This is a genomic window from Microbulbifer maximicatervae (SeqCode), from assembly GCF_052467815.1.
Genome location: NZ_CP174326.1, coordinates 716,063 through 738,648, shown reverse-complemented (window position 1 = coordinate 738,648; position 22,586 = coordinate 716,063). Strand labels below are relative to the sequence as shown.

21 protein-coding genes are annotated in these 22,586 nt (G+C 48.0%); 6 read left to right on the top strand and 15 right to left on the bottom strand.

Annotated features, from left to right (window positions below; all coding sequences use genetic code 11):
• Nucleotides 1–72: 72 nt before the first annotated feature.
• Nucleotides 73–993: a phosphoribulokinase gene (locus tag ACJJIW_RS03140; protein ID WP_444936676.1), complete on the top strand. Its 921-nt coding sequence runs from the start codon at nt 73–75 to the stop codon at nt 991–993.
• Between the two features lie 69 nt (nt 994–1,062).
• Here ACJJIW_RS03140 and ACJJIW_RS03135 read toward each other — a convergent pair whose 3' ends face one another.
• On the bottom strand, nt 1,063–1,980 hold the full coding sequence (locus ACJJIW_RS03135; protein WP_444936675.1) for a hypothetical protein: 918 nt from the start codon (nt 1,978–1,980) through the stop codon (nt 1,063–1,065).
• A 1,184-nt stretch (nt 1,981–3,164) separates the two neighbouring features.
• Nucleotides 3,165–3,569, bottom strand: coding sequence for a hypothetical protein (locus ACJJIW_RS03130; RefSeq protein ID WP_282934304.1), 405 nt, complete (start codon nt 3,567–3,569; stop codon nt 3,165–3,167).
• Between the two features lie 270 nt (nt 3,570–3,839).
• On the opposite strand from ACJJIW_RS03130, the gene ACJJIW_RS03125 reads away from it, so the two are divergent.
• Nucleotides 3,840–4,292 (top strand): methylglyoxal synthase, encoded by a 453-nt coding sequence (locus ACJJIW_RS03125; protein WP_282934303.1) that lies wholly within the window; start codon nt 3,840–3,842, stop codon nt 4,290–4,292.
• Nucleotides 4,293–4,477: 185 nt separating this feature from the next.
• Entirely contained in the window at nt 4,478–4,903 is a 426-nt protein-coding gene (locus tag ACJJIW_RS03120) for an ExbD/TolR family protein (protein WP_282934302.1), read from the top strand.
• Between the two features lie 124 nt (nt 4,904–5,027).
• On the opposite strand, the gene ACJJIW_RS03115 is transcribed toward ACJJIW_RS03120, so the two are convergent.
• A complete protein-coding gene (locus ACJJIW_RS03115) occupies nt 5,028–5,810 on the bottom strand; it encodes a tryptophan 2,3-dioxygenase (RefSeq protein ID WP_282934301.1) in 783 nt (260 codons plus the stop codon).
• A 129-nt stretch (nt 5,811–5,939) separates the two neighbouring features.
• On the opposite strand from ACJJIW_RS03115, the gene ACJJIW_RS03110 reads away from it, so the two are divergent.
• The 3 genes from ACJJIW_RS03110 to ACJJIW_RS03100 all read left to right on the top strand — a co-directional run bounded on the left by ACJJIW_RS03110 (nt 5,940) and on the right by ACJJIW_RS03100 (nt 9,190).
• Nucleotides 5,940–7,187: a Zn-dependent hydrolase gene (locus ACJJIW_RS03110; RefSeq protein ID WP_282934300.1), complete on the top strand. Its 1,248-nt coding sequence runs from the start codon at nt 5,940–5,942 to the stop codon at nt 7,185–7,187.
• A gap of 88 nt (nt 7,188–7,275) precedes the next feature.
• On the top strand, nt 7,276–8,196 hold the full coding sequence (locus ACJJIW_RS03105; RefSeq protein ID WP_282934299.1) for a dimethylarginine dimethylaminohydrolase family protein: 921 nt from the start codon (nt 7,276–7,278) through the stop codon (nt 8,194–8,196).
• Nucleotides 8,197–8,410: 214 nt separating this feature from the next.
• A complete protein-coding gene (locus tag ACJJIW_RS03100) occupies nt 8,411–9,190 on the top strand; it encodes an enoyl-CoA hydratase (RefSeq protein ID WP_282934298.1) in 780 nt (259 codons plus the stop codon).
• Nucleotides 9,191–9,233: 43 nt separating this feature from the next.
• Here the strand turns inward: ACJJIW_RS03100 and glpQ are convergent, their stop codons facing one another.
• From glpQ to ACJJIW_RS03040, 12 genes are all read right to left on the bottom strand, one after another.
• Nucleotides 9,234–10,322, bottom strand: a complete 1,089-nt coding sequence (gene glpQ / locus ACJJIW_RS03095) for a glycerophosphodiester phosphodiesterase (protein WP_282934297.1) — start codon at nt 10,320–10,322, stop codon at nt 9,234–9,236.
• A gap of 164 nt (nt 10,323–10,486) precedes the next feature.
• Entirely contained in the window at nt 10,487–10,906 is a 420-nt protein-coding gene (locus tag ACJJIW_RS03090) for a hypothetical protein (protein ID WP_444936674.1), read from the bottom strand.
• Between the two features lie 529 nt (nt 10,907–11,435).
• Nucleotides 11,436–13,067, bottom strand: a complete 1,632-nt coding sequence (locus ACJJIW_RS03085; protein ID WP_444936673.1) for a long-chain fatty acid--CoA ligase — start codon at nt 13,065–13,067, stop codon at nt 11,436–11,438.
• A 100-nt stretch (nt 13,068–13,167) separates the two neighbouring features.
• Nucleotides 13,168–14,631 carry a M48 family metalloprotease gene (locus tag ACJJIW_RS03080; protein WP_282934294.1) on the bottom strand — a complete coding sequence of 488 codons (1,464 nt, stop codon included), beginning with the start codon at nt 14,629–14,631 and terminating at the stop codon, nt 13,168–13,170.
• 30 nt (nt 14,632–14,661) lie between these two features.
• Entirely contained in the window at nt 14,662–15,324 is a 663-nt protein-coding gene (locus ACJJIW_RS03075) for a hypothetical protein (protein WP_444936672.1), read from the bottom strand.
• Between the two features lie 12 nt (nt 15,325–15,336).
• Nucleotides 15,337–15,999 carry a hypothetical protein gene (locus ACJJIW_RS03070; RefSeq protein WP_282934292.1) on the bottom strand — a complete coding sequence of 221 codons (663 nt, stop codon included), beginning with the start codon at nt 15,997–15,999 and terminating at the stop codon, nt 15,337–15,339.
• Nucleotides 16,000–16,022: 23 nt separating this feature from the next.
• Nucleotides 16,023–17,027 carry a VWA domain-containing protein gene (locus ACJJIW_RS03065; protein WP_413664370.1) on the bottom strand — a complete coding sequence of 335 codons (1,005 nt, stop codon included), beginning with the start codon at nt 17,025–17,027 and terminating at the stop codon, nt 16,023–16,025.
• On the bottom strand, nt 17,024–18,106 hold the full coding sequence (locus ACJJIW_RS03060) for a vWA domain-containing protein (RefSeq protein WP_444934872.1): 1,083 nt from the start codon (nt 18,104–18,106) through the stop codon (nt 17,024–17,026). The genes ACJJIW_RS03065 and ACJJIW_RS03060 overlap by 4 nt, the downstream gene beginning before the upstream one ends.
• Nucleotides 18,096–19,400: a hypothetical protein gene (locus tag ACJJIW_RS03055; protein ID WP_444936671.1), complete on the bottom strand. Its 1,305-nt coding sequence runs from the start codon at nt 19,398–19,400 to the stop codon at nt 18,096–18,098. The genes ACJJIW_RS03060 and ACJJIW_RS03055 overlap by 11 nt, the downstream gene beginning before the upstream one ends.
• Nucleotides 19,401–19,438: 38 nt before the next feature.
• On the bottom strand, nt 19,439–20,233 hold the full coding sequence (locus ACJJIW_RS03050) for a MotA/TolQ/ExbB proton channel family protein (RefSeq protein WP_282934287.1): 795 nt from the start codon (nt 20,231–20,233) through the stop codon (nt 19,439–19,441).
• Between the two features lie 24 nt (nt 20,234–20,257).
• The gene (locus tag ACJJIW_RS03045; RefSeq protein ID WP_444936670.1) at nt 20,258–20,467 is read right to left on the bottom strand and encodes a hypothetical protein; all 210 of its coding nucleotides are present in this window, start codon (nt 20,465–20,467) and stop codon (nt 20,258–20,260) included.
• A gap of 9 nt (nt 20,468–20,476) precedes the next feature.
• Nucleotides 20,477–22,567 (bottom strand): PEGA domain-containing protein, encoded by a 2,091-nt coding sequence (locus ACJJIW_RS03040; protein WP_444936669.1) that lies wholly within the window; start codon nt 22,565–22,567, stop codon nt 20,477–20,479.
• Between the last annotated feature and the right edge of the window lie 19 nt (nt 22,568–22,586).

Here is a 22,586-nt window from a genome sequence, read left to right as displayed (position 1 = left end):
TAAGTACTGTAATCATAATTAGTGATCACAAAATTCGGGGGCTTAGGCCCCCGTTTTTATAGCGGGGAATTTATGAATAAGGATAAATGGCCGAATGAAGTTTTAGAGCGTAGTGGACAGCTTAAGGAGAGTTTATCGGGGCCGTTTAAGGAGCTGTTGCGTGAGCATCAATTACCATGCGATTTCCTCCAGGTACTCGAACAACTTTTTCTTCCCCTCGGAGTTTGGGTACTGACTCGCCATAAGCGCAGTAATCCATTAATAATTGGGGTTAGCGGGGGGCAGGGTACCGGCAAGTCGACCCTGGCAGATGTGTGGCAATGTATTTACCAGGCGATGGGCTATCGCTGCTGTGTTTTGTCTCTGGATGATATCTATTTAACTCTGGAACAGCGCCGCAAGCTGGCTACACAGGTACACCCTTTACTCGAAACTCGTGGTGTGCCGGGAACCCATGATATCGGCTTGGGAATCAGCACGCTCAAGGCCCTATGTGCGGCCTGTAGTGATTCTGCTATCGCATTACCTAGGTTTGATAAAGGACGTGATGATCGGGTCCCTAAGCACTTGTGGCCCATATTCAGGGGGCAAGTTGATGTTGTTATCTTCGAAGGATGGTGCCTAGGGGCCAAGCCTTCAGAAGAGCATGAAGGAGCGCTCAATGAACTGGAGTGCAGGGAAGATAGTACTGGCGAATGGCGAAACTATGTTAATCAACAGTTGGAAGATCCTTATCGAGATCTTTTTTCGCTTATCGATGTATGGGTGATGCTCAAAGCGCCGAGTATGGAATGTATTGTTGAATGGCGTAAGTTACAGGAACATAAACTCAGGGTTCGCTCCGGAATGGGGATGACAGATCAACAAATTATTCAGTTTGTACAACACTACGAAAGAGTGACGCGGAGCTTACTAGAGGATATGCCGGGCTGGGCAGATTGTATTATTGAGTTGGGGGAGGACCATCAGGTGAAGGGCTTGTGGATGCAGTAAGATCTGTTTAAACCCTGGCGAAGCCAGGGTTTAAACTAACTGAATAAATCAGTTTGCTTTAGCGCTGGCTTACTTAGCCTTGGGCGGACGACCGCGACCGCGCTTTACAGGAGCAGCTTCAGTTGCTGCTGCGGCTGTGGTTTCTGCTTTTTTGGGGCGCCCTGGCTTTTTCTTAGCGGCTTCCGCTTTTGCTGGGCGACCGGGCTTCTTTTGTGCGGATTCTGCCTTAGGTGGGCGGCCACGACCGCGTTTTACAGGAGCAGCATCAGTTGCTGCGGCGGCTGCGGTCTCTGCTTTTTTGGGGCGGCCGGGCTTTTTCTTAGCGGCTTCAGTTTTTGCTGGACGACCGGGCTTCTTTTTGGCTTCAGTGGCGTCTTTTTTGGGACGGCCAGGCTTTTTCTTGGCTTCTTCGGTCTTAGCGGGACGACCAGGCTTCTTCTTGGCTTCTTCAGTTTTAGCTGGGCGACCGGGCTTTTTCTTAGCTGCGGTGGCTTTCTTCTTGTCAGCAGCAGCGGCTTTTTTAGCGGCAGCAGCAGTTTTCTTCGCTTCGGCAGCGGCTTTTTTCTTTTCAGCAGCAGCCAGTTTCTTAGCTACAGCAGCTTCTTCTTTAGCGACGATCTTAGCTACCTGAGAAGCCAGCTTGTTGGCGGCTTTGATTTCAGCCAGTGCATCTTTGGCTTCAGTTGCGGCAGTTTTGGCTTCAGTTGCAGCAGTTTTAGCTGCAGCGGCGGCTTCACGTGCTTTTTTCAGCTGTTGCTGTTGAGCAGCAGTCTTTTTCTTAGCTCTAACAGTCGCTACTTTATCTTGAGTAGTTTTTGCTTTAGCGGCAGCCTTCTTGGCACTGTTTGCCAATTTCTCGGCTTTGACAGTCAGGTCTTTTTCCTGCTTAAGGCGGGCAGTTTCCAGTTTAGCGGTAAGGGAGCGTAGCTCCGCTTCCATTTTTGCGACGTCGCTGGTAGCGACTTGAGCAGCTTTTTTAGTAGCCATTTAAATATCCCTGCAAAATGAATTGTTTTAGTAAGTGGGGGCATTCCTATCAATTATTCTCAGCCATCTTTAACGGAATTAGGCACCGTCCAAGATGCATGTTTTCGGCAGAAAACAATTGATAGTGAGTCCCCCCAAGCTAGCGGCGCTAATTGCAGCTTATTTGTATACCTAATTGCAAGTCCTTTAGATGGTTTTTTTCTATTTAATGTAAAAAAAATGGCTTTTTTTTACATATTTTTCAAATGGGGGCCGTTTGAACTGTGTTTTTGATCTTTTTGGGAACTTGAAAGCACTCATTACTGGTGATTCTTCAACTTCAATATTCCTTGTATCAAGTCAGTATCTGTGGCGTTAAATAGTTGAGTAATTTTGTAAGCTTTATGAACCTGTTGGTTTAGTTGTTTTGGCTTTTATAGTTGGATTTTGATAGTGGCAGATAGTTTCTGTTCATCAATTAACAGAGAGCCGGATTAACAAAACTTAACTGCGAGCTTTAGCCTGCGACAAATAGCAGGCAACTTCCATAGCTGGTTGTGTAACCTTGCGTATTGAAGTGTGATATTCAAATTGCGGAAAGTTGGCAAGTGTCAAGATGTCAGAGACAGCTTGAGTCCTATTGCCGTACCCTGGTATTTAGTAAGGAATTAAAAACTGGGGGAGAACTCACACTCATGTACGGGATCTAGTGCCCCGTATATAAGTACCAACCGGTTGGGGTATTTGGGGGCTTGGCTGCCGGGATCTGCCATTACTGCTGCGAGGTTTACTTTTACATGGCGGAAAGTAAACCAGTGATAAATCTAGTTATAACCATGTATATAATGGGACGGAACTGTATTAGTTTGTGCTCTTCAGTCGAGGTCTTTTTAATTACCGAGAAAGCGAGCGCTTGGTCTCCAGTCATTTGTTTTGCTATCACGTGACATCCCTGCTAGTCATAAAAGGAGTAGAGGGCAGTTATTCAGAGGCAAGTAATACCAGAAGCTATTTGAATGCAGTCCTGATTATCCGTACGTTGATCAACAATCTTAATGATATTTTTATGGGCAATGCTTCTGCTTTGGAGTGGCTGCTCTTACCAAAGGCAACCTTATGAGTTTTGCAATGGGAGAGGGGGAGAGGACTGACCCAGTAACAGAATATCTCTGTCACTGGGGTGATATGGAGTCAATCGTGTAGCTTTATAGTGGCCCGTAGGGCAAATAACGATTGTTGGAATTCTGGCGAATCCATAACAGTTGTTCTTTTGTTAATGGCGTCGAGCGTTGCTTGAGTACTTTGGCGAGGGGAATTACTGCAGACTCAGCGCCGGCGTCCCAGCCTGGCAGATTCATTTCTGCCAAGGTAAAGAAGCGAATCAGTTGCCACAGCTGGGCACTGTTCCAATGTTCGCTCTCTTCGATCCAGTGTTGGAAGGGAAGGCGAATAAGTGTGGAGGGTACTTTTTCAAACGCCCCTACTGATTCTGTAAAAGGTTTATCTGACTCTGCAATTTCGATAAGTCTGAGCAACTGCTCCCTGTTGAATTCTTCACTAGTTTCATTCTGTGGGCCACTTACCTGTGGCTCCCAGGCTCCTACGCTCATACTTACTCCTTATAAAGGTCCGGTTTCTTGCTGCTGCATTATAGCGAGGGGGGGCGTTCAGGGGGATCTTACTCTAGATAATAATGAATAAAGCGGTCTCTGAATTAATCCACAGTATTTCTGTGAACCTAATGAATCGTCTTGTAGTAATTTGGGAGGTCTATTTAAGGAAGTTAGGTTGCGATAACTGGGACTAAACCTACGGGAAAATAAAATCTATAGATGCTTATTTGAGATACTATAGAAGAGACTCTTGATATTGAGGTTCTAATGGAATTTATTGCTAAGGCACTGCCGGCGACAAAGCGAGTGGCTCTGGTAGCCCATGACAACCGTAAAGATGCCATGATTCAGTGGTGTCTCAGGCATCACGAGTTGCTCAAACAACACCAGTTATTGGCTACGGGCACTACTGGTGGAAAGATTGAGGATGCGACGGGTTTGAGTGTTGAAAAGCTCTTAAGCGGCCCCCTGGGAGGGGATCAGCAGCTCGGAGCGAGGATTAGTGAGGGGCAGGTGGACTTGCTGATTTTCTTCTGGGACCCCTTTGAACCCATGCCCCATGACCCGGACGTCAAGGCTCTACTGCGTATTGCCGCAGCATGGAATATCCCTGTGGCTTGTAACCAGAGTAGTGCAGATATGGTGATACAGTCACCTTTGATGGACCAATCCTTCGAGCATGAGGTGCCTGACTATCACAGCTATCTAGCAGGACGTTAATCGGAATTTTTGCTTAAAATTTGATCTTTTTAATTGGTTTGATTCTGTAACTGATTGATTTTTAAGGTTTATTTATCTGTGTTATCGCTCGCACTTGCAATGCTTGCGAAATCGCGGCAATCTTGCCCACCAGATTAGACCGGTCAATCCGGCACCCCTGATATTTGAAAATTGCACGGTGTTTTATGAGTAGACGACGCGGAAAGGCCGTAGAAGAAGAAAAGGCGGATATCGATCTGACGCCCATGTTGGACGTTGTGTTTATCATGCTGATCTTCTTTATCGTGACTGCTTCATTTGTTAAAGAAAAGGCGCTGGACGTGAATGTGCCTGATCCGAATGAGACTACCCAGACTGACCCAGATCCTACCAAGCAGAATATTCTGTTGGTGGTCAGCGCAAATGATGAAATCACCACGGCGGATGGCAGCCGTATTGACAGCCGTGCGGTACGAGCCCGTATCGCTCAAATGTATGCGGAGAACCCGCAGGCAATGGTGATCGTGCGTGCGCACAACAAGTCCAGTGCGGATACTTACGTACAGATTGCGGATGCCGCGAAGGAAGTGAGCCTGGGTATTCAGGTCTCCCTGGTACCTTACGAGGAATAAATTTCCCGGTGAGTTACCTGCGCTTAAAAAGCCAGCATATTGCTGGCTTTTTTCGTTTGTGAATTATGATTTTGAACTGGTCATAAATTGGGGTACTTAAGTGCCCCTCAAATAAAATTCGATATCAGAATTCTGAACGAATTGCCCAGAGGTCGGGGAAAACCGGTCTAAATAGGGTTCCCTGTAAATAGCCTACCCCGCTTGAGCCACCAGTCCCCATTTTCCTGCCAATTGTTCGCTCGACCATCTTTACATGTCGGTAACGCCACTGTTGTAACGAAGTATCGATGTCTACCAGAGCCTCACAGATTTCACTTACCAGCGGATCATTTCGATAGATATCGATCAGTATTTTCTGGACGGCTGAAGAAGGCTCCGCAACTTGGCTAAAATCCCTTTCAAGCTCAGTAATAGGTACCTTATGCCCCTCGTGAACCAAAAAGTTTAGGAAAGCATCCCAAAGGGTCGGCGCCTCAAGACGCTTCATCAAGCGCTGGTAGTGCTCTGAGCCAGGGGTATAGTTTTCCAGCTTTTTCGGGTCCTTGGCTCCATAAAGAAATTCCAACTCGCGAAATTGGTACGACTGAAAACCACTGGCTGTGGATAGCCGATCGCGGAAAGACATAAACTCCAGTGGGGTGAGGGTTTCCAGGATATCGACCTGTTGAATCAATGTACGATAAACCGTGTCGACACGCTTTAGCGTATGCAAAGCGCGATTGCGATCCCCTGCATTGAACAGTCGCACCAGGAAATCCAGTTCATGCAACATTTGCTTGAACCAGAGCTCGTAGCTTTGATGAATAGTAATGAAAAGTAGTTCGTCGTGCTCGGGGCCATCGGAAAGAGGTTTCTGGCACTGCAAAAGCTCGTCTACTTTTAGGTAAGAGCTATAAGTTATTGTCATAGTCAGCTGCTTCCTGAGTGTGTTTTGACCAGTTACAAAATAATGCTCTCTTTAGCCGGTGTGGATCAAAACAAAAATTACGGCAAAGTGATTAATATTAGACCCATTATAAAGCCCGGAGCTCTTTGAATGGAAAACCCTGCACAAAACCTACGTGTCAATGGCTCTCGCCTTTGGAATAGCCTGATGGAAATTGCTGAGATAGGTGCGACCCCAGCGGGTGGATGCAATCGACAAGCACTGACAGATGAAGACCGTGCAGGGCGCGACCTTTTCGTGCGCTGGTGCCGAGATATAGGCTGTGAGGTCAGAGTGGACCAGATGGGCAACATTTTTGCCCGTCGACCGGGAGCAGATAACAGCTTGCCTGCGGTAGTGACTGGTTCTCATTTGGATACCCAACCCACGGGTGGCAAATTTGACGGTGTATATGGCGTACTTGCCGGCCTGGAAGTTCTGCGCACTGTAGAAGATCAGGGCATCAGGACCAAGGCCCCGCTAGAGGTGGTTGTATGGACTAATGAGGAGGGGGCACGCTTCTCTCCTGCAATGGTAGGCTCTGGGGTTTGGGCTGGCGAATTTAGCTTGGAGTATGGGCACAGCCGCGCGGACAAATCGGGTATCACCATCGGTGAAGAGTTGGAGCGGATCGGTTATCTAGGTAGTGAGCCCGCTCAGCCGAGGGTTATTAAGGCTTCATTTGAAGCGCATATCGAGCAGGGTCCAATTCTTGAGAAGCAGGATCAAGTTATTGGTGTTGTTACCGGCGTGCAGGGCATTCGTTGGTATGACGTAACTTTTTACGGGATGCCTTGTCATGCTGGCCCCACCCCGATGGAGGATCGCCGCGACCCAGTCCAGGCAATGTCTCTTTTATGTGAGCGCCTGTATCGCGAAGTTCGAGAGTATTCAGAAGATGCACGTATGACTTGCGGGGATCTAAGGGCGGCGCCGGGTAGTCGCAACACTGTTCCCGAAGAGGTTGTATTGGCACTGGATCTACGACACCCCTTGCCCGAAGGGCTAAACCACCTGCATGAAGCTTTGTATAAAGCAGCTGAAAAAGTGCAGGAACAGACGGGTACCAGAATAGATATCCGCGAAGAGTGGTACTCACCTCCAGTCGCCTTTGATACGCATTGCATTGATTCGGTTAGCAGTGCTGTGCAGACCTTGGGGTATAGCAATCGCAAGATGGTCTCAGGTGCTGGGCACGATTCTGTATACGTCTCCCGAGTTGCCCCTGTCTCTATGATCTTTGTGCCCTGTAAAGGAGGGCTGTCGCACAATGAGGCGGAGTCGGCTGAACCAGATCACCTGGAGGCAGGTTGTAATGTGTTGCTTCATGCAATGATAAACAGTGCGGAATTGGTATAGGTAGCAGTTAAGGTAGTGCTTCTGCGATCTGCAGGCGATGCACTGTCTTTGTTTCGGCATAATTGATAACAAGTTGGAATATAGGCGAATGGGTAATTTTACTTTGAAGTACCGTCAGGATAACGGCGGTACGGCCCCCCTGAGTGAGTGGGGGATGGATTCAGAATACGGTGTGCTGCGGGATGTTCTCATTGGGCCTGTGGATAACTTCAGTTGGCGCACTGGCAATGCGAGTGCACGACGTGCTGAGCGTCTTGGGATGAAGTTTGATCACAAGGTGGCAGTGGCACAGCATGGAGAAATGCTCGATGCCTACCGCCACGCGGGAGTGAAAACGCACCTAATTCCAGCGGACAGCACATTGCCCTACCAAATTTACGGTCGCGATTCTTCGGTAATGACCCCTTGGGGGCCTATCGTGACTCAGATGTTCAGCCCTTGGCGCCGTGGTGAGTGGGCGCCCATAGTGAAGAAATATGCAGAGCTGGATATCCCTATTTACGACATTATCACCGCAGGCTCTCTGGAGGGCGGTGATTTTATGGTGTTAGAGCCCGGCGTCATTCTGTGTGGCTACTCCGGCGAACGCACCAGCCCGCAGGGGTTTGAGCAGATGAAAAGTTGGGTGGAAAAAGAGGGCTGGGAAGTTAAAGGCTACCAGTTCGATCCGTTCTTCCTGCATATTGATGTGATGGTAGCCATGCTTGCGGAAAAGCTGGCAGCGATTTGCATTGATGCCGTTGAGCCGGAGCTGGTGCAGTGGTTTAAAAGCCGAAATATAGAGATTATCGATATTCCCTTCCCGCAGGTATTGGAACTTGGAGTGAATGTCGTTGCCCTGGGGAACGATCGAGTGATGCTGCCTAAGACCAATACTGGGCTGGCGGAGAAGTGTCGCGCACATGGTTTGGAAGTTATCGACCCAGATATTTCTATGATCACTCCGGGGGGCGGTGGCGTTCATTGCATGTGCCAACCTCTGCGCCGGGATTCAGCCAATAAAGTTTGATTACTGTTGCTGGTTACCTAGAGGGCCCGGTCACTGGTGACCGGGTTAATCCCGTCAACGAAAGTGGTTGATTAGGAACTCGAACCTCTGGGAGTAGCGGTTAATATGAATCTCCTAAATAGATGGCCTACAGCGGATTAAAAGTGGCTTCCGTTGGGGTTCCATAATTAGGCTACTGAAGTAGCCCAATCTACTTCTTACCCCGGAGAACAATATGCAAAGCGAATGCGCTGAAATTCAGGCTCAGCTTAAGGACCGCATCCTCGAGATTACGATTAATCGACCCGGGCGCAAAAATGCCCTGACTATGGCCATGTATACCGCGATGGCAGGGTTATTGAATAGCGCAGCTACAAACCCGGATGTTCGCGTCGCGATTATTACCGGTGCTGAGGGCATATTCACCAGTGGTAACGACCTGACAGATTTCCTGGGCGGCTCTGCCGAAGGGGAGGAGTCTCCGGTTTTCCAGTTTATGAGTGCTCTTTACCACTTCCCCAAGCCGGTAGTTGCAGCTGTTAATGGCCCCGCAGTAGGTATTGGTACGACCATGCTGTTGCATTGCGACCTGTCTTTTGCTGGAGACGACGCCATGTTCCAGATGCCGTTTGTGGACCTGGGGCTGTGTCCAGAGTATGGCTCCAGCTACTTATTGCCCAGGATCGCCGGCCATGCTAAAGCTTCTGAACTATTACTGTTGAGCAAGCGTTTTAGTGCTCAGGAAGCCGTTGAGATTGGTATCTGTAATGCCGCAGTGGCGCCAGAACAGGCCATAGTTCGAGCACGTGAAGCCGCAGCTGAGTTAGCGAGGAAAGCTCCGGCCGCCCTGCGTTTAACTAAGCAGCTTTTGCGCAGAGCAACTCAAGAGAAAGGGTTAGAGTTTATTCAAGAGGAAGGCCGTTACTTTAAGGAGCGCCTCGCCTCTGATGAGTTTAAAGAGGCTGCTATGGCCTTTATGGAGAAGAGACCAGCGGACTTCTCCAAGTTTGATTAAGTAAAAAAGGCCGCGCTATGCGGCCTTTTTTTTGATTTCATTTTTAACGATCCCTATGTCCCCGGGAAAGATAATTAACGGCTCTGTCGGGGTGGTCGGTAAAGAGACCGTCAATGCGCAGTTGATATACAGCGAAATGCAGGAAGTCCTCGAAGCTTTCAAATTCTTCGGGAACCTTGCCTGTATCGGCGCGGAAGGTGTAGGGGTGAACCTCTAGTTGTCTGCGGTGTGCCCGGCGGACAACACTGTTAGCCCTTGGTTGGCCATCCGTCACTTCCATTAACATAGGATACCAGGGGCCAATCCCATCTGCGTAGGTGGCGATTTTGTGCAAGCCCTCCTGTTGCAGCATCCAGTCATAATTGTACTTTTCAATTTCTCCATTCACTTCGACCAATTTTTCCCCCCAGTCGGTGGCGGCGATCAATTGAACTAATGATAGATCCATCCCCATGGAGGGCATTAGTTCAAATTTAATTCGCTGGAGCTCTTCTGCGTCAAAGCACTGGAAGAAAACTTTGTGATCGCGATCGGTATAGCCATATTTCTTGAGTGATTGCAAAGCTATAGAGGCAATATCTTTTCCTTCCCAGTGATGGAAGTAGGGTTTTTTAATCTCCGGGTAGATGCCAATATCGTAGCCCAGGGATCGGTTAAGCCCCTGGATCAATTCCAGTTCTTCCTCAAAGGTGGACAGCTTAAAGCTAGATTTCCATATTGGAAATCTCTCAGGGTATTTTGCTTGAAGTCCATCCTCACTATCTATGAAGGGCTCTGATACCTGAAGCTGTTTAAGTTCGGCCAGGGTAAAATCGATAGTGTAAAAGTGACCATCATCGCGAGCGCGCTGGGGAAAAACGTTGGCGACATTAGTTACGCTATCTAGATAAATATCGTGCATTACGATCAAGTGATCATCTTTGCTGAGTACCAAATCTTGCTCGATATAGTCTGGACGCATACCGTAAGCCAGCGCTTTGGATTCGAGGGTGTGTTCAGGTAGGTAGGCTGAGGCACCTCTATGAGCTACCACAATAGTTTGTTTATTTCTCTGATCAAAGTTGTCCGCGCAGGTTAGTGTTGCGGCTATAGAAAAGCCAATCAACACTACTGATAGAATGTTTTTTAACATGTGATAAAGGCCCGTGATGAATTGTGGGGCACTTTCTAGCAGAGAAATATGACAGGGATATAACTGAATACGAAAGCCTCGCTGGGTGAGGCTTTCGCAGAGCGAGCGTAGAGCTATTCAGCACGGTTTCCTCTATCTTATAGGCATTATGAACCCAGGTAATTCTAATTTTGTCTCTCTTGAAGCTTAGCTTTGAAGGCTTCTCGATTTTCTTTTTGAAGTTTTTTGAACTCTGATAATTGTTGATCCGTCAGTACGGTAGATATTTCACTGAGTGTAGATTTTCTGATAGCGGCCATTTCTTTGCCTAACTGGCGCTTCTCGCGAAAGCTCATCTTTTGGATCGCGCCAGAGGGACTTTCTATGTTAACGCCGTATTTTGCAAGCACTTGGCGGCGTTGTTCATTGGCTGATTCCAGGATTGGCTTTACTTTTCCTACCTGCTCATCAGAGAGGTTAAGCTTGGCTTTCGTTGCCTCTAAACGCTCCGCAAGTTGTGCGGCATGGTCATTATCTGCCCAAACTAGGGTATTTGCAGAAATGGCAATTATTGCAGCGATTACCAAACTGAATAATTTCTTCATTGTGACTTCCTCGTTAATGAGTAAATGCCGTTGCTGTGAGGAGTATGATAATGACTAGATTGTAAGCCAGTGCCATCCAACGCAAGGAAGTGTAAATTTCCTATTCCCTCTCATATGGACTGAGATATTCCAGAATATCCACAGTCAGATACTTCTACTCAAGATAATTCTAGACAATTCTGGATGGCTAGTACGCCTTGGTAAGTCAATAGAAGATAAACCGATATCCAGTCAGCCCGGAAACCATGAATCGATAAGGGTTAATAGTCAGCAAGCAAAGATTGTCGCCTACAGAGGAACCGGTGAAATAGAGGGTAAGGAGTAGCACTCTATACAGGGCTTGATTATAAATTGGTGTATCGTCTTGGACCGCTGGTTTAGGTATTAACAGGAAGTTAAGCATTCTAAAACGGCGCTATTTCAGCGCCGTCAAAATTTAATCAAGACTTGAGGCAGGTAAAATTGCGTTATTACAGTGCAACGCTTTGCTATGCCGCGATGATGCCTGCCAAAAGCGTCTTAATCCCCTTCACACAGTGGCTTCGTGAGACCATAGATAGTCGGCATAGATTTCTCGAAGGTCTTTTTTGCTGACTTTGCCTGTAGCCGTATGGGGGATTTCCTTGGCAATGACACAGTCATCGGGAATCCACCAGTTGGCAAAATGCCCTTTAAAGGATGCCAGAATCTCCTTAGTTTTTAGTGTTTTGCCTTCAGCGGGAACAATGATCAGGAGAGGTCGCTCAGCCCACTTTTCATGGGCAACCCCAATAACAGCGGCTTCGGCTACTCCCGCCTGTGTCATAGCAAAATTCTCCAGCTCAATAGAGGAAATCCACTCGCCACCGGACTTTATAACATCCTTAGTACGATCAGTGATTGTCAGGTAGCCGTCAGCATCGATCGTGGCAACGTCACCAGTATCAAACCAGCGGTCTTCGGTAAGTGCTGACTCTTTGGATTGATAGTAGCGCTCACAGACCCAGGGACCACGCACTTGTAGGGCTCCAAAAGCCAGCCCGTCTTGTGCCAAGGTATTTCCCTCTGGGTCTACAATACGCATCTCGACCCCAAAGCCCGCTCGGCCCTGCTTAAGCCTGAGGGTCTTTGCTTCGTCTTTAGAGAGGTTCTCAGGTATGCGGGCATTGTAGGTTCCCAGTGGGCTCATTTCAGTCATGCCCCAGGCGTGATGGGTATATACCCCATGCTTTTGCTCGAATTCATCCATAATACTCCAGGGGCAAGCCGATCCACCCACGACTACTCGATTCAAGCTGGGTAGGGTCTCTTCACTTTCCCGCAGGTACTTGAGCAGGGCGAGCCAAACAGTTGGAACGCCGGCAGCGATAGTAACGGCTTCCTTTTGAATTAATTGACTGAGTGTTTTTCCACACCCCATTTTGGGGCCAGGTAACACGAGTTTTGCTCCAACAGCCGGTGCCGCATAGGGTATTGACCAGGCGTTGACGTGAAACATGGGGACAACAGGCAGTATGGCTTCGTCCCTTCTAATCGCAAAAAAATCTGGCATCAATACGCCGTAGGTATGCAGCATCAGAGAGCGATGGGAATAAAGAACCCCTTTGGGATTACCTGTTGTGCCTGATGTATAACAGAGAGCTGCTGCACTCTCTTCCTCTAATTCAGGCCAGTGAAATTCAGTGGGCTCTGCTGCAATCAATGTTTCATAGCAGTAAACATTGCTCAGGCTTGTGGTGGGCATATGTGCTTTATCAGTTAGCACAATGATGCCTTCAATCGAATCTAGATATTCTGCCAGGGATTCGATTAGGGGCATAAATAGCGGATCAATAAACAGCCATCGATCTGCGGCATGCTCAATAATGTAAGATATTTGCTCAGGGAAAAGTCGGGGGTTAATGGTATGACAAACGAGCCCGCTGCAAGAAGTTGCGTAGTAGAGTTCAAAATGTCGGTGATCGTTCCAGGCAAGAGTACCAATTCGATCTCCATCATTGGCTCCAAGCTTTTGTAGTGCATTTGCCAATTGCGAGACTCGCTCAAAAGCTTGTTGATAGCTATAACGAAAATCGGGGTTATCCAAGGTAACTGAAACAATCTCACTATCCGGTGAGTTGCTTAGAGCATGCTTCATAATACCGGTGAGGATGAGCTGGGATTGCATCATCATGCCGTTCATCACTTACTCCTTATTATTATCTTTTATTTTCAGATAGACACTAACCCTCCAAAATTTTGGAGGGTGATAGAAAAAGGATTAGGGGCTGATTCTTATAAAATTATTGAACGATCTTTATCCATTCTCCGGGCTTGGGTTCTCCTCGGGGATAATAACCATTTAACAGGCGTAATTGCTCCTCTGCATATTCGCCGATTTCCATATGTTTTGCCAGGGAGGCAAAGGTAGTTTTTTCATTGGCCTGGACGTAGCGCAAGCGTTTGATGTCCTTCTCTTCTACAATGTCAGTTTGTCGTAGCGGCCTGAAGCTTCTAATGCTGGTCAGGAATAAATTGTCATATTTATCAATAGCTTCTGGATCTGAGTCTTCATCATTTGTGACTTTCCCCTGCAGTACAAATTGTCTGCTACCATAAAAAATTACCGCAATTCTGTCTGGATCTGCATCCTCTTTTTCAAGCGGTGGAATTTTTCCGGTATGACCTTCAAGTCGATATTGATTGAGTTTCTCCCCTTTTTCCAGTTGTCGTAGATCGAACTCTGAGCGCAGAGCCATATCAGCGGGCTGGTTGCCATCGCGTTGGGTCACTGTAATGGTAATTTGTGCACTTTTATCAGGTGCAGAGCCGACAATGGCTGAACGTTGATTTTCTACCAACCAGCCATCGGGAAATAAAAGGGAGAAACCCAGCCGCTTGTGATTGTAGCGATTTTTAGTGGACTGCTGTGTGTTTTGTCCATATACAAGGCCATCTGTTTTTTCCCGATAGTATTCTACTTTGGTTTCTTTGTTATCTTCGGGAAGCTGGCCCGCAGCGTTTACAACTTCCTGTAGGCGAAGGTCATTTCTCGGGTGAGATGCAAAAACACCATGGTAAGTTTGCGGTTTCTTGCCCTCAATACGGGCACGGCGCCGGGCAAATGTCTCCTGATCCTTTAATAGCCCAATAACATTGATCATGGCCTGGGGGTCATAACCAGCGTTGAACATATACTGGGCGCCGAAGCGATCCGCTTCCAGTTCCATCTCGCGGCCGTAGCCCTTCACAGCAGCGGTGCTATATAAGTTTGCAACATCCCCAACTACACCACTGCCGGTAACCAAAACTGACAATACTGATACAACACTGGCTCCGGTCGCAGCTGTTTTTTGCCTTACCGCATGGCGGGCGGTGATATGGCCAATCTCATGAGCTAGTACAGCGGCCATTTCAGCTTCTGAGTGCAGGTAAGTTAGAAGGCCTCGGTTGATGTAGATATACCCACCGGGAAGGGCAAATGCGTTGATATCCTGGCTGTCGATGATCGTAAATTGGTACTTGATATCCGGTCTGTCGCTGGCGGCGGCAACTTTTTGCCCGACATGATTGACATAAGCGGTTAGGACTGGGTCTTTATAGATCGGAGTGCTCTCTATCAGCTTTTCATGCATCTCCTTACCGATGGAGATCTCCTTGTCCTCTGACATTAGAACCAGGTCAGGCTTATTGGTGGCAGGGTTAAATGCACAGCCTGCACTGAGTATTAGGATAGCGCTGGCAAAAGCACGCTCGATAAATTTCATTACCCCTGGCCTCCTGTAGCGTCTTAATTTTTATGAACTGGGTGTTACTGCTGGCATCAAGAATTGTTGGAGCTGCAGCGCCATTCCTTTACAGGCATTATTCTGGACCCTGGCGATTAGTGGTATTGGAACCACGATCGCGGGCATATAGGAGGTTCCTTTGGCATCTGCACTAAGTTTCCCAGATAGTTCGCGGTCCCTGAAATCCCATACTGCCGCTTCGTAGTCAGATTCTTTATCCCAGGTCCCAAAGCCAAAGCACCCTGCACCGCCGGTACTGATGGTACAGCTGATAGAGCCGGCACTGGCTGTGGTCTCTGTTGAACCATCAATCCAGACGATGTACTTCACTCCATAGTTTTCCATTCGCTCACGCACACTTTCATTTTCCATCAGGCGATCTAGGGAGCGAACATGCATAGGTGCTGTCCTGGGTTCAAACCAGGGGTACATAAGATCGACAAAGTCTTGCTCTGGAATAATGTTTACACCTAACTCAGGGTTGTGTAGTTCTCTACCAACACAGGCAATTAAATCAGGCTCTGTTTCATATTCACTGGAGTGACGGCGGCCCAGGATGACGACGGAATCTCCTTCGGCAAGCTCACCATCGGAGCGTCGATACTCATCAATTACGACAGTGGTACAACCGCTAATAAAGATTATCGCTGCAACTAGAATTGGCTTGAACACGATTTACTCCTCTTATTCAGCCTTTTTGGCTTTCACCTTGATTTCTCTCAGTGATAGCGATCGGCGTTTCCCAGAGAGAAAGGCCTGTAGTTCAGGAACTTTCCCAAACCCGGTATAGAGATTTGCTCCGGCATCGCGCAGGGCGATATTTATCGCCTGAGTTAATGCCTGTTCCTGGGATTGTAAAAATGCGGTAGGGGTTTTTCCGTAAGCGGTTATTACCCAGTTGGCAACCTGTCCGCCACTGGGGTCAAATGCGGTCATGTTGTATTTAATCCATACCTCAAAAATATTGACCCTTGTCTCCCTGGGCATTGTGAACTGCAGCTCTCGCACTTCTGGAACTATCACCAGTTCGACATTGGCGGGGACTTCTTGTGGATAACTGGATAGAGATACGGTATCGGTAAACATGGAACCCAATACTGTTTCAAACAGATTTTTTTGTGCTCTGCCTGTGCTTATATTCCATTCTTCACGATCTTCACTGTCTTCTTTATAAGTGAAACTTTTAAAGTCCTCACTGAGGTAGAAGCCTACTGTTATTGGCAATTGATCGCCTATTGGGGCTGGGTAATTGCCATCCACCTGTACTGTATGACTGCAAGCACCCAGGAAGAAACTTACAAGAATAAGTACCTTTAGGTGTCCAAAGGAAGTCGACCTATACCTCATATGTTCCTCCTTGAATCATTTAACTAGCGAAAGTCATTCAACCCCACGAAAGTGCCGCCATTTCGATAGGTGAGTTCGCGCATAAGGGCCGCAAAGCGCAGTCCTGTGGTTTGTAGGTGTGGAGGGCGAGAGAACTGTACGGGGAATCCTACTGCATGGATTCTGATATTTCGTTTTCCCTCACCGTGCTTAGCATTTACCCGTTCGACAGCTAACATAACCCTGCGGATTGATTTTCCGGTGAATTCATCGCCAAGCACATAAATACTGATTTTCTTACTGGGATCATAAAAGCTGCGGACGGCTTTCTGGATACCTTCAACAGGGCTGGAGTTACTAAAAGGATTCCAGGACTTCAACCGCTTTAATATCGCTTGGCGGCGCCCTGGGGTATCAGGTATCCACTTGTTTCGATAATTGAAGAACATATAGTCCCCCATATCATTCATGACCTGGATACCTTTAACATTGGGATAAAGGTCTAGAGTATTGACCATCTCCGCCATCATTCGGTCCCAGCCGTAATTAAACATACTGCCGGAGGTGTCGATAATGAAGAGAATGTATTCGCTGTCGACAGGGATTCCGCCAATAACATTGTTTTTACGCTGGTAGTTCTCGCCCAGTAGGCGACGCATTTCATCAGTGATGGATTGTAGTGCAATGGTCAGCTCACCTTTGAGTTTGCCATCCTCACTTTGCCCTTCGGTTTTACTGGCAAATTCCGCTTGAAGTGCTTCTAACTCACCGCGCAGGTTGGCAATTCTCTTGCGCTCGATATCGATTTGTTCTCGCTTTGAATTTAGATCCCGGTTGATAACTGTGGTCTCACCACGGATTTCTGCCAGCTGTTGCTGTAGTTCCAATACCTGCCCTTCGAGGTCTACTTCAGCTTCCTCTAATACAATCGGTTCTGCAGTCTTGGCGATCATCAGCAGCAAAACAATTGCGCCAAATCCGCAGCAGATAACATCCAGGAAGGAAATGCTGAACTCCTCCTGGCGACGCTTTTTTTGTGCTCCTATCATGGCCAGTCCCTCGAAGGTGCAAGGAAAGAGCCTTTGCTTTGCATCGCCAGCTTCCAAAATTCACTAGCCGCAAATGGGTCCCCCTCCATGGGGGCAAGAATGACATTGATGGGGATATTCTTGGGGAGCACTTTGACCGCGCGCTTGAATAGACTGCGCCTGTCTCTACCCGAAATAGTGGGTTTTCTGGGCGCACTCATCCCTTGGGTCGGTAACCCATCGGTAATGAGAATAATGTTGTCGGGCAGTGGCGTCATAGCGTTAATAGCGTTAAATACTCTCTCTAGACTGGTACCATTTTCCGGCACTACTTCATCTAGTCCCTTGATAGCCTGGTCCAACTGGTCGCGGTCATCCACATTGAGCCAGCGATCTTCTGTACCGGCGATTGCGGCACGAAAAGAGGTATTAAAAGTATAGATCTGGTATTGGCTATCCCTGGGAAACTGAGCAGTAAGCCAGGAGACTGTGCTGACGGCCCTGCGCCATTTTTCAGTTTTGCGTTTTACCGGTGAAGACATGTTACGGGCGCGTATTATTTTAATAAGCTCGTCGCCGAGCATAGACGCCGATGAATCCAATAGTATCAGGATGCGATTACCGCCTAGGCGCAGGCCGGTGAGGTATTGACGGTCTCCATCACCGACAAATTTGCGAACATTATTTCCCAGCTTTTTATTTTCTTCCTCAAGGTTCTTTTTCGCCTGCTCCAGTTTTTTGAGTTTATCTTGTAGCCTCTTGATATCCTCTTCTTCATCGATACTGTCTATTTCAGCGATGTTACCTTTGGTTTCCTTTATTTGCTCCAAAATGCGCCTGGCAAGCCCTTGAGCCTCAACCAGTTCATCACTAACGACATCCAGAGTATTTCTGGCTTGAACTAAGTGCTCCTGTCCAAATTCCACCTCCTCTTCCAGAAGGTTTACCTCGGCAGTGAGGTCTTCGGTCTCCACTTCAACTTGGTGATCGGAGCCGTGCTTGATAATAAGAAAAATTAATGCTACAGCCCCAAAACCACAGGACATGATGTCGAGAAAGGATAGGCTAAATGTGGAAAAACGACGCTTTTTACGCCCCATATCGCTCCACGCTAATCGCAGTTATCACATCTTGATAATCTGCAACTCCAATTGTATCGCCGGCGTTGAGATTAACGGGTGACTCAATCTCTTTTCCATTGAGTGTGAGCTGAATTCCAGCATCCACCCGCAAAGCAAGTCTGCCGGCATGATTTGTGACTGTTGCGGCAGGGTGCTCCGGTGGTGTTGGGGTGACTTGAAATTTCTCGTCATGCCAGAAAACGAATAGAGGTTCCTGGGCGGCCAGTGCCTTGTGGCCAAAAAGTAAATGTGTCGCTACGGTTTCTGAGGATTTCTCTACATGCACCTTGACCTCGCTGGGGGGGAGGGCAGTGACAGAGTTGATCAGTTTCAATGTACTGCTATCACTGCGCAATTCTTTCCAGCGATGATTGATGGCATGTGCAATGGAGTCTCTTGAGAGAAGATGTACACGTTGGGCCAATTGAATTCCCCCTGGGATATCAGCCCAGCGATGGGAGATAAAACTCACACTTTGACTTTCCTCCAGGTTTTCAATCATTGCTCGTATACGAGAAAGGAGAGGGGTTGTTGCATCTTGAAGCTGCCGCAGGCTGACCTTTGCTGTTCGGTCATCAAGTTCAGCTAGAACTTCTCCGTGACGCATCGCTCGATCAGTCCACTGGGGCATCAAATCATAGAGTTGCTGTTCTGATTCAGCTGAATGTAGCGGATCAAATCGGCACTGCATAATAAATGCATCGGTAAATACGCGAGCCCAGGATTCCTGGAAGTTGTGTAGTCCTGCGTCGGCAACAGTTTCTACTGTTTTCACCGTGGCTTGCTTATCCACAGCAATCTTTGTTACCAGTGTCTGGTGGAGTTGTAGGTCGATATGCAGTTGGATTCCAGCAGGAGCCAAATTACCCAGGCACGCGGTTGCTGCATCAACAATTCCTACGATATTGATATCGCTAACTTTAATTACCCCCAGAAGTAAAGCCAGTTGTTCGTGGGTAAAATTGCCGGGAACAGCGAGAACAATTTCATCGGGAAGGTCACAGTGCTCTGCGATTTCCTGAAGGTGGCAGTAGACCAAGTCGGCATGGTGGCGGCAGCGTTGATTTTCTGACTTTAGCGACTCGAGGCTCAGTCTTCTCCAAAACTGGTTGTTAACCTGAGTCGGGTGGCTCCTGGCACGCATTTGAGCTGAGGTACCAATATGAATTTTATTGTGTTCAATAACTGCAATTCCAGGACTTTCCAGTACTTCGTTAGTATTTGAAAATACACGTAATCCGCAGTCATTTATTTCCAGGACGCCTTGTCCCATGGGTTTATTCCTCGCTACGACTTATTCAGGTAAAACCGCTAGCTGATTTTCAGAAAGCGCAGTAAGCGGTTGTCACAGTAACTTTGTGTATCCAACACCAGGCGCTCCTGCATGAGTTGTAGCTGGTGAGTGAAAAACATAATGACGATACTAATTACCAGGGCGATAAAGGTAGAGTTAAACGCGACCCCCAGACTTACCGTCACGCCAGCTATATCCCCCTCTACAGCTCGATGCGCCTGTGATAATGCTTCGCCGATACCTCGTACCGTGCCAATAAATCCGATAGATGGAATAGCCCAGGTAATATAGCGAACCATTGCCAGCTCAGAGTCGAGTCTGTCTCCCTCAGTTTCGCAAACCTCTTTTACAGAGTTGGAAACGGCGGCGACATTCTTGGTAGAACCGAATCTCTGCAGGGCGGTGAGTAGTGCCCTGGGAACTAAATATCGTCGTTCCTCTTCAGGAAGGGCTTGTATCGGGCGGGATAAATCACGCGTATCCTCGGGAAGAATAGGAGTTCCCTCGCTGATATTAAGTAGAGCTTTGTCCAGTAATTTTCGCTCGCGAATGCTTCTCTGTGCCTTTAGTCCCATAATGGCCATTGCCCACAACATCAGAACAAAGCAGGCCTCTTGCTCATAGTCGCGCATCACAATGTAGATAGAGCGTTGTTGAACGTAGGTTTCCCCAGCGGCTTCTCTCGCCAGTTGCTCCTCAATTAGCGCATCTGCATTAGGGCGAATAATGGCGACATAAATCGCGTGGACCAAAATAATAGACCCCAGAAGAGCAAAGACCTGGAAGACAAAATCTGATGATTTAAATTTCATGGCGATACTCGCTAGAAGCTATTTCTATATATCTATGGGAAAGGAAACTGATAAGTCTTCGGAGATTTCTTCCGAGGCTTTATAGTCATCTGAATTACTTTTATTCCTAGTTATTGGTGCTTCTTTTTTGGGGATTACTGCCGCTGTTTGTTGGTTCTCTTCCGGCTTGTTTTCATCTTCTGCGTACGCGAAGTTGATAAATAGAAGCAGTAAAGTAAGTAATAAAAATTTCACGTTAGTCTCCTAATTCACCCAGCGGGCAAGGCGAAAGCCAATATCATTACGAGCGGATTCTCCGTAATCACGGTAGGAGAGGCGTAACTCAGTCAACCCCGAATGACGCCAACTGGAACCACGGATTACATGGAAGTCCCCATCCTCTGGACCGACAGGGTTTTCTTCGATACGTCGGGATAACCCGGTACCTATCGTGTATAGATCGTGAATCCATTCAGAGACATTTCCACCCAAGTCATAAATACCAAAAGCATTAGGACTGTAGCTACCTACCGGTGAGGTGGCTGCGTAACGATCACTGTAGGTGCGAAGAACTGCAGGAACTAGTTTTGTGGCAGTAGTATCTGCGTAGTTTCCGGAATTGCTCTTTATCGGTAACTCATTTCCCCAAGGGAATTTCTTCATGGTGCCTTGATCGTATCGTGCAACCCAGGCCCATTCAGCTTCAGTCGGTAAACGATAACCGTTGGCTGCGCCATCAAAGCCGACCACACGCCCGGCTTCCGTCAAATAGACCGGTGTGAGGCCGTCTCTTTCACTGAGCCAATTGCAAAATAGCACTGCCTCTACCCAACTGACATTTACAACTGGCAGATTGTCATTGTCGAGACTGACACCATTGACATGGCTTGAGGTATGCAGGCGCTTGAAACGCCGATATTCCCGGTTAGTAACTTCAGTGGTCCCAATATAGAAAGGCCGATTTAGAGATACCTGACGCATAACCTCGTTTGCCCGCCGCCCCTGTTCTCGCCGGGATGATCCCATGGTAAATACGGCGTTGGGGCGCATGAGTTTCATGGTGCCGCCAGCTGCGTGACGCAAAGTTGATGGGGTTTCTCTCCAGCGCGCTTGTTCGGATGTAAGCAGTACTGCTCTGACGGTTTGCTCCAGTTTGGTGCTGGGAATGACACGAGTGTCAAATTCCTGGTAGCCCTGTTTACGTACGACAATGTTATGGCTGCGGGCTGGCAGGTTGAAAGTTTGTCCACTGTTCCCGGCGTATTGACCATCAATGTAAACTTCCGCATCTGGAGGAACGCTACTGACGTGAACCCTGCCGTACACAGCATTTAGGTTTATATTCAGGTCCCGCTGTGTTCCAGCACCGAGGTCAACTGTGTGCTCAATAGAGGCGTAGCCATCCTTGAAGAAGCGAAGTCTATGCCTGTGGCCGGAGGCCAATTCCAGTTCCAGTGGAGTATGACCGCGAAACTCTCCGTTGACTGTCACCCCCGCTCCCTCTGGGGTGGTAACAACGCGTAAGAGTCCATCAGCGGGTCCCAGGCTGACGGTTGCTAGCGTTTGATCGACACCGGCTGTAACAGCGACAGGGATATCAACAGTTTTATGTTCCGGCAGTGAAATGGATACGGTTCTGTCGCCCTGAACTAATTCAGTGGTCAGTGGTGTTCTGCCGAGAACTTTTCCTTCAACCGTGACTGTGGCCCCGGGAGGGTTGCTGCTGACGGTGATATTGGCCCAGGCCGGTCGAAGTGCGGCCTCCAGTGTGTGGGTATTGTCTAGCCCCTCAACATTGATTTCACGGGTGAACGGCAAGTACCGGTCTGATAGGACAGTCACACGCATAGGACCTGCGTTGATTGCTTCCACAAGACCATTTTTATTGGGTACTTCCCGTCCATTAATAAGAATTTTTACTGGTACAGGGGGCGTTGTTTTAACCCGTAGGTGGCCTGGAAGTTTTTCCAGGGAAACGGAGTGGCGACTGTGCCCGTCACGTTTTACTTCGACTTCGCCGCTCTGGGGTAAATAGCCGTCAGCACTGATCGTGAATTGATAATTACCAGGTAAAACCAAATGTCCATCGCCCAGAGGGATGGCGAACCCACTGACTTTGATGCGGGCATCAACCGGGTTGGTATCAAAGATTAATGACCGCGCCATAATCAGATAGCTGAGTGCAAAAATAGCGAGTAAAAGGCAACCTGCGACAATCAATGCTCGCTTAGAAAGAAAGAGTCGCGCGCGGGTAGATTTTATTTGTACCGGGGTGAATCCAACTGGCTCAATCAGGCTTTGTTCCTGAACTGGCGGCTTTTCATCCTGGACAGGTACTGCTTCCTTCACTGTCATTTATGTTTCCCTATTGCTG